The 16,243-nt window shown below is 65.3% G+C and carries 16 protein-coding genes and 1 pseudogene; 3 read left to right on the forward strand and 14 right to left on the reverse strand.

Annotated features, from left to right (window positions below; translation table 11 throughout):
* Window positions 1-113: 113 nt before the first annotated feature.
* Window positions 114-1,178 (reverse strand): annotated as a pseudogene (gene mobH / locus FFS49_RS31660) (MobH family relaxase); the annotation flags it as partial.
* 317 nt (window positions 1,179-1,495) lie between these two features.
* Between mobH and FFS49_RS31670 the strand changes: the two are divergent.
* The 3 genes from FFS49_RS31670 to FFS49_RS31680 all read left to right on the forward strand — a co-directional run bounded on the left by FFS49_RS31670 (window position 1,496) and on the right by FFS49_RS31680 (window position 3,218).
* Window positions 1,496-2,122, forward strand: coding sequence for a hypothetical protein (locus tag FFS49_RS31670; RefSeq protein ID WP_023093422.1), 627 nt, complete (start codon window positions 1,496-1,498; stop codon window positions 2,120-2,122).
* 12 nt (window positions 2,123-2,134) lie between these two features.
* The gene (locus FFS49_RS31675; protein WP_023093423.1) at window positions 2,135-2,767 is read left to right on the forward strand and encodes an RES family NAD+ phosphorylase; all 633 of its coding nucleotides are present in this window, start codon (window positions 2,135-2,137) and stop codon (window positions 2,765-2,767) included.
* An 85-nt stretch (window positions 2,768-2,852) separates the two neighbouring features.
* Window positions 2,853-3,218, forward strand: a complete 366-nt coding sequence (locus FFS49_RS31680; RefSeq protein ID WP_023093424.1) for a DUF3742 family protein — start codon at window positions 2,853-2,855, stop codon at window positions 3,216-3,218.
* 11 nt (window positions 3,219-3,229) lie between these two features.
* Here the strand turns inward: FFS49_RS31680 and FFS49_RS31685 are convergent, their stop codons facing one another.
* From FFS49_RS31685 to FFS49_RS31745, 13 genes are all read right to left on the reverse strand, one after another.
* A complete protein-coding gene (locus FFS49_RS31685; protein WP_023093425.1) occupies window positions 3,230-4,750 on the reverse strand; it encodes a conjugal transfer protein TraG N-terminal domain-containing protein in 1,521 nt (506 codons plus the stop codon).
* 15 nt (window positions 4,751-4,765) lie between these two features.
* On the reverse strand, window positions 4,766-5,122 hold the full coding sequence (locus tag FFS49_RS31690) for a hypothetical protein (protein ID WP_023093426.1): 357 nt from the start codon (window positions 5,120-5,122) through the stop codon (window positions 4,766-4,768).
* Window positions 5,119-6,513: an integrating conjugative element protein gene (locus FFS49_RS31695; RefSeq protein WP_023093427.1), complete on the reverse strand. Its 1,395-nt coding sequence runs from the start codon at window positions 6,511-6,513 to the stop codon at window positions 5,119-5,121. Before FFS49_RS31695 ends, FFS49_RS31690 begins: the two co-directional genes overlap by 4 nt.
* A 9-nt stretch (window positions 6,514-6,522) precedes the next feature.
* Window positions 6,523-7,470 (reverse strand): TIGR03756 family integrating conjugative element protein, encoded by a 948-nt coding sequence (locus FFS49_RS31700; protein ID WP_023093428.1) that lies wholly within the window; start codon window positions 7,468-7,470, stop codon window positions 6,523-6,525.
* Window positions 7,467-7,913, reverse strand: a complete 447-nt coding sequence (locus FFS49_RS31705) for a TIGR03757 family integrating conjugative element protein (protein ID WP_023093429.1) — start codon at window positions 7,911-7,913, stop codon at window positions 7,467-7,469. The genes FFS49_RS31700 and FFS49_RS31705 overlap by 4 nt, the downstream gene beginning before the upstream one ends.
* A 162-nt stretch (window positions 7,914-8,075) precedes the next feature.
* On the reverse strand, window positions 8,076-8,570 hold the full coding sequence (locus FFS49_RS31710) for a JAB domain-containing protein (protein ID WP_023093430.1): 495 nt from the start codon (window positions 8,568-8,570) through the stop codon (window positions 8,076-8,078).
* Between the two features lie 175 nt (window positions 8,571-8,745).
* Window positions 8,746-9,510 carry a DsbA family protein gene (locus FFS49_RS31715; protein WP_023093431.1) on the reverse strand — a complete coding sequence of 255 codons (765 nt, stop codon included), beginning with the start codon at window positions 9,508-9,510 and terminating at the stop codon, window positions 8,746-8,748.
* A 13-nt stretch (window positions 9,511-9,523) separates the two neighbouring features.
* Window positions 9,524-12,391, reverse strand: coding sequence for a conjugative transfer ATPase (locus tag FFS49_RS31720; protein WP_023093432.1), 2,868 nt, complete (start codon window positions 12,389-12,391; stop codon window positions 9,524-9,526).
* Window positions 12,391-12,831, reverse strand: coding sequence for a TIGR03751 family conjugal transfer lipoprotein (locus tag FFS49_RS31725; protein ID WP_009459662.1), 441 nt, complete (start codon window positions 12,829-12,831; stop codon window positions 12,391-12,393). Before FFS49_RS31725 ends, FFS49_RS31720 begins: the two co-directional genes overlap by 1 nt.
* Window positions 12,812-14,242 (reverse strand): TIGR03752 family integrating conjugative element protein, encoded by a 1,431-nt coding sequence (locus FFS49_RS31730; protein ID WP_023657222.1) that lies wholly within the window; start codon window positions 14,240-14,242, stop codon window positions 12,812-12,814. Before FFS49_RS31730 ends, FFS49_RS31725 begins: the two co-directional genes overlap by 20 nt.
* Window positions 14,232-15,158: a TIGR03749 family integrating conjugative element protein gene (locus FFS49_RS31735; protein ID WP_023093434.1), complete on the reverse strand. Its 927-nt coding sequence runs from the start codon at window positions 15,156-15,158 to the stop codon at window positions 14,232-14,234. Before FFS49_RS31735 ends, FFS49_RS31730 begins: the two co-directional genes overlap by 11 nt.
* A complete protein-coding gene (locus FFS49_RS31740) occupies window positions 15,155-15,844 on the reverse strand; it encodes a PFL_4703 family integrating conjugative element protein (protein ID WP_023093435.1) in 690 nt (229 codons plus the stop codon). Before FFS49_RS31740 ends, FFS49_RS31735 begins: the two co-directional genes overlap by 4 nt.
* Window positions 15,841-16,239, reverse strand: a complete 399-nt coding sequence (locus tag FFS49_RS31745; RefSeq protein WP_023093436.1) for a TIGR03750 family conjugal transfer protein — start codon at window positions 16,237-16,239, stop codon at window positions 15,841-15,843. The genes FFS49_RS31740 and FFS49_RS31745 overlap by 4 nt, the downstream gene beginning before the upstream one ends.
* Between the last annotated feature and the right edge of the window lie 4 nt (window positions 16,240-16,243).

Consider the following 16,243-nt stretch of genomic DNA (forward strand, 5'->3'; position numbering starts at 1 on the left):
GCTACGCAGGTCTCGTTTTTCACTCATACACTCTGATACCAGCTGTCCACGTGGACACGTAGCATCAGAGTGAAGCGATTTCTAGACAAGGACGTCGTTAACGGATCGCATACGAACGAATGGGACCAGCCGGTCGTGCTGGTGACGGTCGCGCGCCAGACCGCTTTGCCGTCCGAGGTGGGCTGGAGCATGCCGTGGTCCTGCAGTACGTTGAACACGGCGGTGTTGTTCGCAGGAATGCCATCGATCCCCTGAGACAGGAGGTGTGCGCGCAGTTTGTCCGAGACCGTCTTGCTCACCAGCCACAAACCATCCTCGGTGAGCCAGCCATCGGAGGCTTCCGGCTGGTTCAGCTTCAACTGTTCCTTGAGCAGGTAGCGCAACCCGTCCAGCAGCTTGCGTTGCAGTGCGTGCTTGGGCGCGGCCATGGCGCGCGCCGGATCGCCGCCCAGCTCCTGGGCCACCGACGCCCGGTCTGCTTGCACGACGAGTTCCCCTAGTACACCGGCATGTTCGTACTGACCGGCCAGCACATAGAGCAGCGGTGCCCAGAGAGCCGGATAGTCGCTGAGCCAGTCCAGGACGTGGCGGTCGAGCAGTTGGCGATAGAGCAAGCCTGTTGCAGCGCTGTGCAGGCGGTATTCGCGGTCGTCACGGTAGCGAAATCGGTACGCCTGGTGCAGCGGGCCATGCCACGGATGCCAAGTACTGCCGTCGGCCAGTTCGACGTGTAGATCGACGGCGATCTTGCCAATATCGTGGAGCAGCGCAGCATAGGCGACGGCGGCGGTCCAGGCTTCGGACTGCGCCGCCTGGTCTTCGGGACTGGCACCGATGGGCAGCAGATGGGACTGCCGCAGTTTCAGGCTGTAGGCCACGATCTCCAGGCCGTGGTCGAGCATGCCGCCCGGATAGGCATGGTGATGCGCCTCGGAGGCCGGAAAGGCTTGGACCAGTTCGGCGTAGCGTTCCAGGGGCGTGCGGTACAGGGTGGCGAATTGCCGGTGTGAGAGCGACGTGCGCTGCCAGATGTGCTCCAGCAGCTTCTGCCGGCGTGGGGTGGCCAGCAGCGATGCGGCCGACTCAGGACGCAGCAGCCCTTTCGGGAGGTCGGTGACGGGTGGTGGCGTCGGTGCGGCAGCGACCGGGGGCCGTTTTCGCTGGAACAGGGAGAGCATGTGAGGTGTCCTAATGACGGGCCGACCGGGAGGCCTTTTGGCCTTTTCGAGGTAGGGCCTTTCCCCTTGCACCCCATTCCCTTGCCATTTCGACCCTTTGGCCTTTAACCGTTTCGGTATAGCGGGGCCTGGACCGCGGCTCCACCGTCAATGTGGAACCCGCTCGAATGCATTGGACGGCGACCAGGCGCTGGCCTCGGTCTATGCTGCGAAGGCGCTGCTTCCGCCGGGTACGTTGCTCTCTAGGCGTCAAAGTTGACAAACGCGACAAAGGCGACTAGAGTGAAGCCTGTCTCAAACCTACTCGGGAGATGACCATGCCCACTGCCATTGAATTCATTGCCGACCGTCTGCCGCGCGTCACGGTGGAAGATGTACGCCGCTTCGCGGATACCGTCGAAATCCGGGATGCCACGGCTTTCGCGGCCGAGTTGCAGGCGTTCGTCCACGAGCGCGTGGAAGCGGTGACACTGCCCGCCAACTTGCAGGGGGAGACCGTTGGGCAGGCCCTTGCACGCAAGGCGGCCGCGCTGCGCGCCGACACGCGCTGGGCACCGAATGAAACCGACGTCCAGCGAGGCCGTGCCGTGCTGCTGGAAACCTTCAACCAGCCGCACAACCTGCCGCCCGCGGAGTTCGCCAAGCTGGCGGACAAGTCGCGCCAGCAGATCTACAAGGACATCCTCGCGCGTCGGCTGCTGGCGCTGAACGTGGGGCCACGCGGTCAGAAGCTGCCCGACTGGCAGCTCGACCCGGTGAAACAGCAGTTGACCCAAACCGTGCTTCAGGAGGTCGAGGGTATCGATCACTGGACGATCTACCGCGCACTGTCCGAACCGCTCGAAGGCTTGGGCGGTCGCTCGCCGGTGGATGCGGTGACGCATGGCACGATCGACGACGTGGCCGAGGCCGTGTTCAACGTGCTGGGCGTTCAGGTGCATTGAAGCGAGACTGCCATGAGCCACGAGCTGCCTTCGTTCCTGATCGATGCCGGTGAACTGCTCCAGCATGTGAGCCGCGTCGTCTATCGGGGCAGCCCGCTGTACTATGGTCGCAGCAGCACCAATCGCTACGACGACCCTGCCCGAACCTACGGCGTGCTCTACCTGGGGCGCGACCTGCCCACGGCGCTGATGGAGTCGGTGTTTCACAAGCATCAGTGGCTTGATGACGCGAAGCGCTCGATCGCATTGAAAGAAGTCCAGGGCAGGATGGTGCGCGCCGTAGGGGTGATGGCCGACGTGCTTCTGGCCGATCTCACGGCACCAGGCGTCATGGCGGGCTACTTTGGCCTGAACCTGGAGCAGTTGGCCAGCCGTGGCTACACGCACACGCAGCAGGTGTCCGCTCATGTGCATGCGATGGTCGGCGACGACGGCCAACCTCTGTTTGACGGGGTACTCTATCCGTCGCGCAACAACTATCCCGCCAAGAGCATCGCCCTGTTCGAGCGTGCGGAAACGAAGGTCAGCGTCATCGAGGACATCGATCTGGTTGACCATGTGGACTGGCCGCGTTTCGTTGCCACCTACCGCATCGGCGTGGAACCCGACCCCGGCCCGATAGAACCGGATGACGAAGCGTCCTGAAGCAGCGAGAAGACACATTGGAAGCCCGAAACGGAATGAAGTGGAGCACACTGGAATAGGCATTCCTCAGTAGCAGGAGACGACCATGAACACCACAACCCGCACCAGCACCGCAGAACGTATCGGCCGCGCCTTTGGCCGTGGATGGCGTGCCTATGCGCGTGGCGAACGGCGGGTATCGAATTGGTTGGTGGCCACAGGGGTGCCTTCGGTTGGTGTCACAGTGCTGCTGTGGGCGGTCAAGCTGGCTGTGCTGGGCGCGCTGCTCTACGCCGCCTTCTGGTTCGCACTCGTGTTGCTGGGAGTCGTGGTGGCGGGATGGGCGGCGGCTGCCAATACCTCGGAAGAAGACGAGTGGCCGTTCACCGACCTCACCGAACTGCGCAAGACACCCGGCTACGATCCCAATCTGTACAACGATACGTCGCACGAGTTGTACACCGACGACTGATCGGCACCGCGCTACTTCAGCTTACCTCCGGTAAGGGCCCCAGCGCCCTTACCGCCTGCTTGGCCGGCGCTCTTGCTGCCATCTGAAAGCCCCTGGATGACGTGCCCGGCCCGAATCCCAACCCAGGTAAGGCTCGCAAGCCAAAAGCCCGGCAAGACCAGGAACATCGTGCCCATGACGAACATCAGGAGCAGGTCGCCAAAGGCATTATTCAGCCCCACCAGTGGATCGAAGTTAGTGTGTGGCCGGTTCCAGCCGAAGCCCCACCCATAGAGCGCATCGAGGATGGTGCTGTCGATCCAGCGTGCGAGTTGGAACCAGAAATCGGTGAAGAACAGCGCGAACTGCACGACGCTGACGGTGACGACCGTCTTCAGGTCATAGGTTCCGACGACCAGTACGAGCGGGATGCAGATGACCAGTGCCATCTTGAGCAAGGCAAGCACCATGGGCAGCGCCTGGCGCACCACGTCCATGGCGGGAAATGCGGCAAGTGCCCCGACCGCCATTCCTACATCCCCCGTGGCCCGCGTCACGATGTTCGGCAGGGTCTTGTCGATCTGGCCGCCGTAGTCGGTATAGACCGAACCCTGGTTGAGCTTCTGCTGTCGCGGTGACGCGATGGTACGGACCACCGAATCGTCCACCTCGGTACGGCTCAGGAACCCGGCCCAGCCCGCCAAGCGATTCAACAGGCTGGGGTCCACCTGGCTCAGCAGCCGTGCCCGCAGGCCGTTGCTGCCATCGGCCCACCACTGCCTGCAGGTCGGGTAACCGCCGCCACTGGCCACCTGCGCAAGCCCTGCGTCGCGGGTGTCGTCATAGGGCCATGACTCGCGCGCCGTGCTGGAACGGTAGCTGTCGTAGTAGCCGCCGGTATCCGTGAAAAACCTCGAACCGATCCAGGTCACGTCGTTCATTTGAGCTTCGTCCAGCTCCGGCCGCGCCATGAACAATTTAGCGCGTGCAGGTCCGTAGCAGTCGTGTGTGAAATCGGCCACTTCCTGAGCCAGAACTGGGTCGTTGATGCGGGTAGCGTCGATCTCCATGCGCATCTGTCGTAGGTCTGTCCCGCACGGAATTGCCGCCACCGAGGCGCTGGTGACGGCGCGCGAGAGCGCGTGCATGAAGGCCCACCAGACCGGCACCTTGGCACTCTGGTTGTTGATGGTGCTGAAGGACTGGGACCAGCCGGTATCCGTGGGCTGCGGCACGTTGACCTGGCACTGGGCCGAGCGCGAGCTGTCGTACTGAATGGTGTTGAGATCCACGTCGATGAAGGGGATGCCGGCGAACATCACCACTACGATGGCGACGAACACCCGGTTCTCGATGCGTGCGGCCGAGAGCACGCCCTTGTTGCCTTCGTCGGCACCCTCCGCACGGGCCTTGAGCCATTCCTGCACGATGATCGTCACGAAGGGCAGTGCGAATACCCCGCTGGATACCAGTACCGCCCAGATGCCGTTGTTGACGATCCAGGACACCAGGGTCAGGTAGTACTCCAGGTAGTCGGTCGTGAAAAGCGTCATGGCTCGGCCCTCCCCTCAACCCTGCATCAACAGGCTGGCTTCAAGCGCCACGATGGCAACGACGCCGGCGATCTCGCTGCGCACCAGGCGGCGCCGCGCTTGCGCGTCGTCCTCACGCGCAAGCAGCCGGCGACGCATCCAGACCCAGCCGTAGGCCGTCGCGCCATACAGGCACAGCCGCCAGACCAGGAAGTAGCCCGCTGCTGCCGCCAGCCAACGCTCCCAGCCCGCGACGCTTCCGACGAGGTAGATGCCAACGATGTTGGCGCTCACGGCGACGGCCGCGAGTACCACCGTCCACAGCAGCGCCTTCGCTGCGCGCCGGCTGAACAGCCAGCGCGGGCGCAGCCAGGTCGCACGCATCAGGCTCATGGCCGGCCTCCCGGATTGCCCTTCTGCAACTGATCGAGGCGGTCAGGCACTGGATCGCCTTCGTAGATGCCACGCGAGCCCGCCGCGCGCGTGCCGTGGCGCTGGATGATCGCCATGGGCGAGTTGTTCGCCAGCTCCCGGCGCAGCTCCAGCTCGGTCTTGAGGTTGCGAATCTCGCGATCGAGCGTGTCGCTCTCGTGGTTCACCGCCTCCACGGCGAGCTGGTTGGCCGCCACGTTGGGTTCCTTCTTGCCGGTCAGCAGAGTGCGTTGCAGCAGTAGCGCCTTCTCCAGCACCGACGCCAGCGCAACCTCGGACGCCAGGCGCTGCGACAGGAGGTGCTGATCCGGCTCGTCGCGCAGTGCCTCGACCACGCCGCGCGTGATGGGCAGCGACGCACTGCCGGCCTCCCGCAGGTTTTCGGGCGTCGTGTTCTTCGCCTTGGATACCAGGTCTTGGAGCGCCTGCAGCTTGGCGTCGTACTCCTCCTGGATCAGGGGCGTCAGCCCGACGCCGGGCACCGTCTCCGTCTTGGTGCAGGCGTCGCAGGTGCGCTGCTCCTTCTCGCCGAGCACCCGTGTTGCCCACTCGATGGCCGCCTGCGGCGTGGTCCAGGTTTGGCACGACAGGCTCGTGCAACTGGCCGGAGCGATTGCCGACGTGTCGGTCACCCCGCGGCCATTGACCAGGTTGTAGCCCGCGCGGGTGACGTCACCGACCACCTTGATCGCGGGCTGACCGGAGCCGCCGGCATTGCTTCCCCCGACCCAGGGCACGCCATCGTTGCCACGGCGCGTCTCGGCCTGCTCGATGGCCGAGACGGCATCCGTGCTCGACACTGCATCACGCAACGCCATGCCTTCGGCCATCTGGCTCCAGCCGAGTTGGCCGCCCGCCGTTTCGGCCATCTTTTCGGCCATGGCGCGGCACGTCAGCTTCGAGCGGTCGAAATCCAGCCGCGCTTGCAGAACGCCGTTGGTGAGCAGGTTGTAGAGGCCTGGATCTGCCCGCTGGATGATCAACGCCGGCAGGGACGCCACAGCACTCGTAGCACTCTGGATCACCGAGGACATGATCTGCTGAAAGCCATTGGTGACACCGTTGAGTTGATTCTTCAACGTGGTCTGGATGCTCATGTCGCCGCAGATCAGATTGCTGTTCCAGCCGACACCCACGCCGAGCGAGCGCATGCCGGCTGCGCGACCCATCGAAACGGCGCTGCCGCCGCCGATGGAATACATGACGTCATCGCCGATGACGTTGCCGCTGGTCTGGTAGCCCAGTTGGCCCCAGGCCACGCCGCTTGCCAGAACCAACGCGCCGGTAAGCGCCAAACAGATCCTCTTGCCACGAGCCGGTGGGGAGAACTGCATAGATTCGGAACGCTTCATCGCGACACCTCAAAGGAAATCAACGCTGCCAAGGAACACCTGTCCACGGCGTTCGCAGCAGGCATACGGCCGCCACAGCGCCCAGGCGTAGTCGCCTTGCTGGGCCTGGGTCAGGAAGCCGGTGCGTGGGAAAACCGTGCAGGACGAGGACAGGACGGGCGTGAGTTCCTGCCACTTGCCAGTCGAGGCATCACCCTCCATCAGCGCGCCGGCGGGCCAGTAGCCATCGCGGGCATTGGCAAGCAGCGGCTGGTACACGTGCAACTGCCCGCGGCGCGTGACGACATCGCCCGCACGCTGGGCCACCACGGCTCCCGATTTGTGGTCGTCGGTCTGGTGTAGGAAGCCGCCGCGGGGATACACGTTGCCCCAAAGGTTCATCGTGGTGCGTGCGCCGACCTCGCGCATGCCGGGAATCAATGCCTCCGGGTAGGCCATCTCGGGCACGTTGTAGCGCCAGGCAAGCGTGTCCAAGGTGCTGAGCAGATACGGCATGAATGCCGTTCCCGCGCCCTCGCAGAAGTAGCCCGAGGACGAAACAAACTGGTTGAACACCTCGACGCCGGGATGGCCGATCACGTCGGCGTTCTTGAATTTCGCGAGATTGTTTTCGTGATCCTCGTTCGTCGTTCCATCGCCGCCCGCTTGGGCGGACGGGTTGGCCGTACTCATCGCCCGGACTTCGACCCACGGGTTCTCGCCCGTGTTGCTGTAGCTGGAGACGACCGCATCGGGAATGTAGTGGCGCACCTTGACAGAGGTGCGCACCGTGCAGCCTCCCCAGGTGCAGTAGAGCCAGTAGCAGATACCCACCACCCGGTACTCCAAGCAATCGGGCGAGGCCACCGAGGCAACGATGGCGGTGGTGTTCAAGGCGTAGCTACCCGTGGCGCTGAGCAGCAGCAAGGAAGCCACGCCAGCCCGCATGCGGCGCATAAGGTCGAATGGCCGCTTCATGGCTGGGCCCTCCGACGCTGCTCAATGCGCGCGACGGCGCGCGCCACATCCGGCTCGCCATAGACCACGTAGCGCTGATCCACCACGACAGCCGGGATGCTGGTGATGCCCAGGCTCCATGCGTCGGTGACGCCTTGGTATGCGGAAGCGATGCGGCGCTGTAGGTCGGCGCCGCCTTGGTTCAGCCGACGCTTGACGGTGGCCGCCGCCTGTTCGGGGGCGGCGGGCAGTTCAGCAGAAAGCTCCGCTTCAATCCGGCGGGCTTCGTCCAGCTCGATCAGCCGCTCGCCGCCCATGGTCTTGACCGGGTGGTGGCTGTCGGTGACGACCAATACGTCGGCCGCGAAGATGACGGGGCTGAACACGGCCAGGGACGCCGGCAGCGCCACAACCAGGCCAAGGGTTCGCCAGCCCGACGCGAACGTGGAAAAGGATGCCGGCATGTCGCGTGCCCCGAAAGTTGATCAGGGCCATAGTCAAACGCGAACCTCATGCCACCCCAACAAACAATGCGCATCGCGGGCTGCCCGCATACCTGCTTGTCCCGCGCCAATAAAAAAACGGAGGCCGAAGCCTCCGCGAGGATCAATGAAGCAATGCGACCGTTACAGCAGGCCGGACTCCGCAAAGGAGAACGGGGAACCCTGGCCGACGATGATGTGGTCCAGTACCCGCACATCGATGAGCGCCAGCGCGGCCTGCAGTTGCTGGGTCAGCATGCGATCCGCGCTCGACGGTTCGGAGATGCCCGAGGGGTGCTGGTGGGCGAAGACCACCGCGGCGGCATTCAGCTCCAGCACACGCTGTACGACGACACGTGGATAGACCGAAGTCGCGTTGATCGTGCCCTTGAACAGCGGCTCGTAGGCCAGCACCTGGTTCATGCTGTTCAGGAACACAGCGGCGAATATCTCGTTGGGCTCAGCGACCAGTTTCAGGCGCAGGTAGTCCCGCACAGCGGCCGGTCGGCTGAGGCACGGTCCAGCTTTGAAAACCCGCCTCTCCAGCAGCACGATGGCTTGCTGGATGATCCAGTCCTCGTGTTGGGCAGCGGTGGCGGAAAGCGACTCCAGGCAGGAGTCGTTGACGACGAAAGACATGGCGAACCTCCAGACGGTGAGATCGGAGGGCGCGCGCCCTGGGAGGGCAAGCCCTCCTGGGGAACGAACAAGGTGCATCCATCACCGCGGCAGCGGTGATCGTTCGCGACCAGGATGCGAGGCGAACGGGTTGCGGTCAGCGCAGCGGACTGCGCCGTAGCCATGAAGACCGGGGCTACCTGGGCATGTCGCCGACGACGTCGGCAGGCATTTCGGATGGGGGTGTGCCGGTCGGACCATCAGCCGCCAGCATGTCCATGGCAGACAACAAGGCGTCGCCCTCGATCGGTCCCTGCAGCAGGATGGCCTGGCCCGTCTGGCGATCGAGCAGGCGCAGTGATGGAGTGGCGGTTACGCCGCTCTTGGTGGCTTCCGCAGCCTGGGCGCGGATAGCCGCACTGGGTCTTTCGCTTGACATGCACTGCTCGATGGCTGGCGTCGATTCGGGGTAGCGCAAGCCATCCGGCAAGCCCTGGCCGTCGCTGCGCGTGTGGGCATAGACCCATTCGACCGCCTGCCAGAACGCGGCATGCCCGCCAGATTCGGCTGCGCATTCGGCCAGACGTGCCTCGGCCGACGCAGCCGGCTCGTGCGCGGCCAGCGGCTGGTGGTGCCATTGCAGCGCCACGTCGGCGTTGGTGCCCACCCACCGCTTGAGCTGCGGGAAATACTCCCGGCAGAACGGGCACTCCAGGTCAGCATAGAGCGTCAGCGTGAAACGGCCTTTGGGGTTGCCCATTAGCCAGGGCGGCCCGGCCACCGGTGCCATGCTGACCGGCGTGGGCGGCTGCGGCGGGGATTCGCCGGGCGACCTCGACACAAGCCAGATCAGCAGCAGCGCGACCAGCACAGCAGCCAATGCCCAGGGCCAGCGGGGCCGCCCGTTGCGGCGGCGGAACGCCTGGACCTGCATCGGAATGGAAGGACGTTTCTGTTCCATGGCGTTCTCCGTCTTACGACAGTTCCAGGGCCGGCGACTCGATGCCGCGCGCCTGGTCGATCTTCTCGGCCACCTTGAAGGCCGCTTCCAGTTCGGTGCAGCCGTAGTGCTGCATGAGCTGGTAGCGCTCGGCCTTCTCTTCGGGTTCGGTCTGCGCCAACGCCAAGTACAGGCTGGGCGGCACGGCGCGGAACAGCACTTCCATGCTCTTGGAGAGGATGACGCCCTCGGTGAATTTCCCCGCCTCCTTGCGCGCAGAAAGCATCAGCGCTTTCTGCGCGGGTGAGAGTTCGCGGAAGCGTGCGATCTTCTCGACCTCATCGGGCGGCATCGACAGGCAGATCCACCACTCAATCATGTTGAGCATGGGCTCCGCGGCACGCGGCAGATCGTCGATATTTTGTGTAGCCAGCCAGAACCAGGCCCCTAGCTTGCGCCACATTTTTGTAATTTTTACGACGTAGGGCGCGAGTAGCGGGTTCTTCGTGATGATGTGGCCTTCGTCGGTCACATTGATGATCGGACGGCCCAGGTACTGGTCGCGCTCGGCGATGTTGTTCACCGTGCTGATCAGGCTGATGTAGGCGATGGAGAGCTGCGCGTTGTAGCCCTCCCGAGCATAGGTCGCGAGATCCACCAGCGTGATGTCGGCCTCGGGCCACGGCGTGCCATCGCGATCGAACATCTCGCCGTCCGTGCCTTGGCAGAACATGTCCATCGCGTCCGCCATCTCCAGCAGCCGCACGCGCCGCATCTCGGGCAGCGTCGGGTCCTGGCCGCGCGTGCGCAGCGCGTTGCGCACGTCGCGCGTGAGCACCGTGCGTTTCTCGGCCACGCAGTGCTCGGCGGCATCGAGGATGCACTGGCGGATCAGCGAGCGATCGGCCCGCGTCATCCGAGCTTCTTCCTTGTCCTCGCCGCCTGTGATCATCAGCCGTGCCGTGATCTCCAGTTCACCCAGCACGTCGCGCTGCTCGTCCTCCTCCATGACCGAGGAATCGGCTGGCAATTCTTCATCCAGTGCATCGGCATCAAGCGTCTGCACGTTGCTGGGCGTTTCGATCAGCCGGCGAGCGTCGGCGAACGGCGCCAGGCTGATGCCTGAGCCAGGAGCCAGCTTGACTCGGTTTACGGTCAGACCCAGGCGCTTGGCGAAGTCGCTGAACAAACCGAAGCTGTTGCCGGCTTCCACGATGAACAGCCGCGGCCGGTAGATGGCCGTGACCTGATTCAAGAGGTTGTTGAGCGTTGCGCTCTTGCCCGAGCCGGTGGGGCCGAATAGGAACAGATGGGCGTTCATCTGCCTGTCCAAGCGGTTCAGCGGATCAAACGTGATCGGCCCGCCACCGCGGTTGAAGAACGTGTTGCCCGGATGGCCCGTACCCTGGCTGCGACCCCACGCCGGCGAGAGATTCGCCACATGCTGGGCGAACATCAGTTGGGTGAACCAGTTCCGCCGATCCTGCGCAGGGTTGTAGCAGCACGGTAGCCAGCGCAGGTAGCTGTTGAGCGGCGCGACTTCATCGTCCTCGCGCACGGGCTGCAACCCCGCGTTGAGCATCACGTTGGCGAGGTCCAGGCCGCGCCTGTCAAGCTCGGCTTCGTCGCGTCCGCGCAGATAGAAGGCCAGCGTGCCGCGGTAGAGCTTGTGCGCGCTGCCGATGAGCGAGCGCGCCTCCTGCACATCCTTGAGCGTCTGCTCCGATGCCAGTGTTTCGCCGACAGCCTTCTTAGCCAGGTGATTCAGGTGCGATTCGAGGATGTCCTGGGGCGTCGCCACCATGGTCAGACACATCGTGGTGTCTTCGGGCATCTGATCGAAAAGCGTGTTGATCGCATCCCCCTTGCGGGTTTCGCCAGTCAGGTGTCCCGTACCGGGCGGCATGCGTAGTCGGTCGGTGACCAGCACACGGTGCGGCATGCCGTCGAAGTACCAGGTGCCGTGCCCGGCATCGGAGCGAGGCTGACCGAAGAACAGCCGTTGGCTGAAATCCCGACCACTCGCCAGCTCGATCTCGCCTTCCTCCACCTCGTCGGGATAGCGGGCCAGCGCATAGAAGCGCTCTCGATCCTCAGCGCTTGGCCCGAGCATCGTGGGGCGTGGGTTGAACCACCGCAGCAACCAGTCGTGAACATCGGCCGCGACCATGCGCCGGGCTTGGATGCCGGCGTTCGCCAGGCCGCCGCAAAGGCGATCGCAGACGATGTTCAGCATTTGCTCGGGTGTCTGGCCACGGCGGTTCGCCTGACCGGTGGCCCGGCGATAGACCACCATGCGCACGCGCCGCGTCTGGCCGCGCCAGCGCAACCGCGTGACCACCGTGTCCTCGAACAGGCCGCCGGGCTTGGCCACCGCGCGCAGGTGGTGGCCGAAGAAGCGAAGATAGAACTCGGTGAAGGCCGTGCCGCGAGCGCGCGGCTGCACGTAGTTGCGCAGGGTCTGCATGTACTGGTCGAAGCTGGGTTCGTCCTGGGCGTAGAGCTGGAGCACCCAGGGGTTCTCGTCCAGCTCATCGAACGAATCCTGGAGCGCGTTTTCGAGCGCGTCGCGGGCATGCGCGAGCCAGCCAGGCTCCCGACCTTCGGTGCCCAGCGGGACCAGCTCGTAGAAGGCTGCGACCGATTGCCCGTCCTCCAGCAGCATGGACTTCGACGGCGGCAGGAACTCCACCCACGGCAGCAGCTCCGCGAACGACTGCGCGACGTCGTACAGCGCCTGCTCGTCCGCCACGGTCGCCGGCTTGCGGCCCTGGATCGTCGCTCCGGGTTCGGCGATGCCGGCCTGGCGCAACGCCTCGACGTGGCGCTGCCAGCCGTCCGGCTGCTCGTCATTGCCACCATCGGATGCAGCCAGCTTCGGCCAAGGGAGTTTCCAGCGCATCAGTAGTCCTCCACGCGCTCGCCCGGCATGGCGTACTGCACGCGCTGGTACAGGGGGAAGACTGTCGTGTAGCCCGGAACCGGCACGGGGTCGGTACCCGCCAGGTGCGGGTACACATACATGACAAGGTCGGGGTTCGGCAGGCGGTGGAACTGGCGATAGACCTCGTTTCGCGCCGTGCGCGTGTAGCGCATCTGTTCGGCGGGTGCGGCCTCCACGTCGGCCTCGGTCAGCGGCCGGCGCAGGCTCTGGCGTGCATCGAGCAATTGCCTGCGCGCCACCTGGCCGGCGCCACCGCTGCCGTCGCCGGCGTTCTGCTGCCAGATGTCCATCATCGTGCTATCGCCGTGCGGGAGCAGCTTTTCCTTGCTGGTGGCACAGCCGCCGAGCACCGCGACGGCGAGGGCCAGCGCCAGGCCCTTATTCAAGTTCGAGAGCATGGCTTTCTCCTGCGCGGTGATCGACCTTGCGGCCTTCGGGATCGAAGTCGATGGCAAGCGGCTTTTCGAGGTGGACGGCGACCTTCGCGCCGGGCTGGACATAGACGGCGGCGAAGGCCTGGCCGTATAGCTTGTTCACCCAGTCGGCCATGTCGCGCACGCCACCGGCCAGGATGCGGCCCACGGCTTCATTGCCCGAGATGCCGACGCTGCCGATGGAGCCGTCGGCGCCGACGTAGGACATCTGGCCGCTGTCGCTGTCGATCAGCGAGGCGACGCCGGCACCGGCGGCGGTAATCAGGGCTTGCGAGCCAAGGTACTGCTGGGCGTTGCTGCGACGCTCCCCGCTGACGCAGGGAATGCCGTATGGGTCGCTGATCCAGCCCAGGCCTCCACTTTGAGAGTTCTGCTGCTGGTTGTTCTGCTGGTTGCCGTCGCGGTCTTCGGGGATGGTGCGGATCGTGCCGTCGTGGAAGACGAAGGTGATGCTGCGTACCTGGCCGCGCACGCACGAGAGCGTCCAGTCGCCCGATGCGGTGCCGCTGAACACGGCACCGGCCACGTCGGGAATGTCGATGCCATTGGCGGTCAGGTTGTCCGATCCGACCAACACCTTGAAGGGGTACGGATCGTTGACGGTTCCGTCGATCGGCACGCGGCCGATCAGCGCCGTCATCGCCACCGACCCCATCAGCGTCGAATTGGTCGGTACGGTATAGACCGCCTTGGCGCTCTTCACGCCTGCGGCGCGTGCGCCTGCGTTCGCCACGGTTTCCGCCGTGGTTTCCAACGTGCTCTGTGCGGGGCCGAAGCTCGTCGGGAAGCTCATGCCGCTACCCGTGCCACGACTGCTGTTGCGCCCCTCGACTTTCCTCGCATCGTCGGGTTCGACCCAGCGCACGCCGCCTTCCATGCCGGCCTCGTCGCCGTCACGCAGCCCCAGACCCACCGGCAGGTCGGCATGGCCGCCGCCACGTCCCCCGATACTGTCCAGGCGCCGTTGCAGGTCGGCAAGCAGCCCTTCGGTCTGCTGGCGCGCGCTGGCTGCCTGCTCTTGGTCGCGACGTAGGTTAGTGCGCTCGGAGTCGAGGGCCGAATTGATGCGCTGGTCAATGGAGTTCTCGCGCTGGCGCAGTCGCTGGTTTTCTTCGCGCTGGGATTTGTTGTCCGAGAGCGCGGTCTGAAGCTCGGTGCGCAACTGCTTCACTTGAGCAACGAGCGTCGCCACGGTGTCGCGCGGGGTATCGCCCTCGATGCCCAGCGCCTTCATTTCCGCTGGAGTGAGCTTGGCGCCGGCATCCGCGGTCGGTGGTGCCGAAGTGCTGCCACCCGAGAACAGCCGGATGGCGACGAACAGCACCAGCACGGCAACCGGGATCATCAGCCACTTCAGGAGTCCATTACTGCGCATGGCGGACCTCCTTGCGGTCGGTGCCATCCTGGGAACTGGCTTCCGGTTGTGGGAGATGCACGGCCGGGTCGAAGCGGTTGACCGCTGGTAGCAGCGATTGCGCCAGGCCACGCCCGCGCGTCACCAGGTACAGGACGGTCGTGTCCTCGGGCGTCCCGCGGGGACCAAGCGCCTCGTGTTGGAAGGTGGCGGTGAGGAAATCGCCTTGCAGCACGCGCGGGTCCAGGGTGATCCAGCCGCTGCTGCTGTTGGTCAGGCGCACGGCGGTCACCCACTGGTCTTCCAGACGCCACGACGCGAGCGCGACCGCGCGCACGGGCAGCGTCGGCATCAGCGTGCCGAGGTCGAGGTCACGGCGCAGGTTCACCCGCATGACGCTCGGCAGCGGCTCCACGGTGCGTAGCGGCGCGTAGAGGTTCTGTGCGGCGAAGCGCGTCAGGACAACCGGCACCGGGGTCTCGCGTCGCGCCGCTCGCGCGCCGGCCTGGTCCTGGGCGCGCGCCGGAGCTTCGTTGTCATCGCCGGGCTGATCGCCATAGCGCGCCGGGGTGCTGTTGCCCTCGACGATGCGCACTGGTTCCAGCTCGGCTTCCCCGTCCTTGGCTGGCTCCGCCGCAATGTCCAGCAGGATCAGCGCGCCCGTGTCGGCGTCCTGCAATTGCAGCCGCGTGGGTTCGATCGGCTCGCTGGCGCGCAGGTACACCGCACCGCCCGCGCTCTGCACCCGCAGGCGCTCGCCGACGCCCGCGGGCACGCCCACGCGGACGTTGCGGTCGATAAACACGACGCGCTCCTGGCCGACCTTCAGCGGCAACGCCAGCGGCATGCGTTCCCAGCGCAGGATCTCCACCGCCTGGACAGCGGGAGCCGCGGCCACTGCCAACAGCCCCAGCAACGTGAGTACAGGATGCTTCATGGGATTTCTCCTTGAGGCGCTTGCGGAGACAGGCCGCCAGACGCCGGGCGCGTCGGCTCCGGCGTGCTGATGCGCTGGGGCGCGCCCTCATAGCAGTCGAGCGCCAGGCCGAACGGGTTGCGGGCAGGATCGACGTCCACCCGCGTGACCTTCACGGGATAGCGCACCAGAGCGCGCTTGACTTGCTCGGCGCCGTAGTACTCGTCGGCGGTGATGTCCAGCGTCACTACCCAGTCGCGGTCGGAAACCACGCGCACGCGGGCCGTGGGGTCGTCGCCGTAGCCGCGGCCGGGGATTTCGTAGATACCGCGCACGCGCTGGCGCAGCTCGCCCGTGCTGCGGCGGTAGTCGTAGTCCGCGCGCAGGAAGGCCTGGCAGGACGGGGTGAGGTACGGCGAGAGCGTGTGGAGGTTGCGCGCGTAGTCCTCTTCGCCATTCGTCGGCCAGCGGTTGAGCGTCTGGAACACGTAGAACGTGAACGCATAGACCGATTCGGGCGGCACTTCCCACCACTTCCTGGTACTGCCGGAGCGCAGGTCAGGCGGAACGTGGATGGTCAGATCGCGCGGAGCGCTCCACCAGCCGCCACCCATGACCAGGGCGACGATGATCAGGGCACCAGTCCCCAGGCGAAGCGTCTTGATGTGCGCCTGCAGGTGGGTGATCTCGTTCTTGAAGCGGCTCATCGCGCGCTCCTTCGGGTGGTCCAGAAGCCGGAACGTGAGATCAGCACATGGCCGCCCACCCAACCCGCCATCAGTGGATGACGTGTCGCAATGCGCCATTGCAGTTGCCGATACAGCCAGGTGTCGGGACGCCCGCGCTTGAGGCGGCGGAGAATGCCGCCGCCGATAAACACGCCCAAGGCCACGCCCAGGACGACGAACGTGGGAGCTAGCGCGATCGTGCGGAACACCCACGACAGCGGCGCGCCGACCAGCAGGCCGGCGCCGCCGGACAAGCCGCAGCAGATCCACAGCTCGTCGGCGGTGAGGCCGCGCACGACAACGGGATGGCGGTTGAGCCGGTGCGGAAGGAACGTCACGGTCCCATCCGCACGGACGTGCTGCTGCTCGGACATACCA

Origin of the sequence: Burkholderia sp. 4NA327C6 (assembly GCF_005502655.1) — a bacterium.
Taxonomy (GTDB): domain Bacteria; phylum Pseudomonadota; class Gammaproteobacteria; order Burkholderiales; family Burkholderiaceae; genus Burkholderia; species Burkholderia contaminans.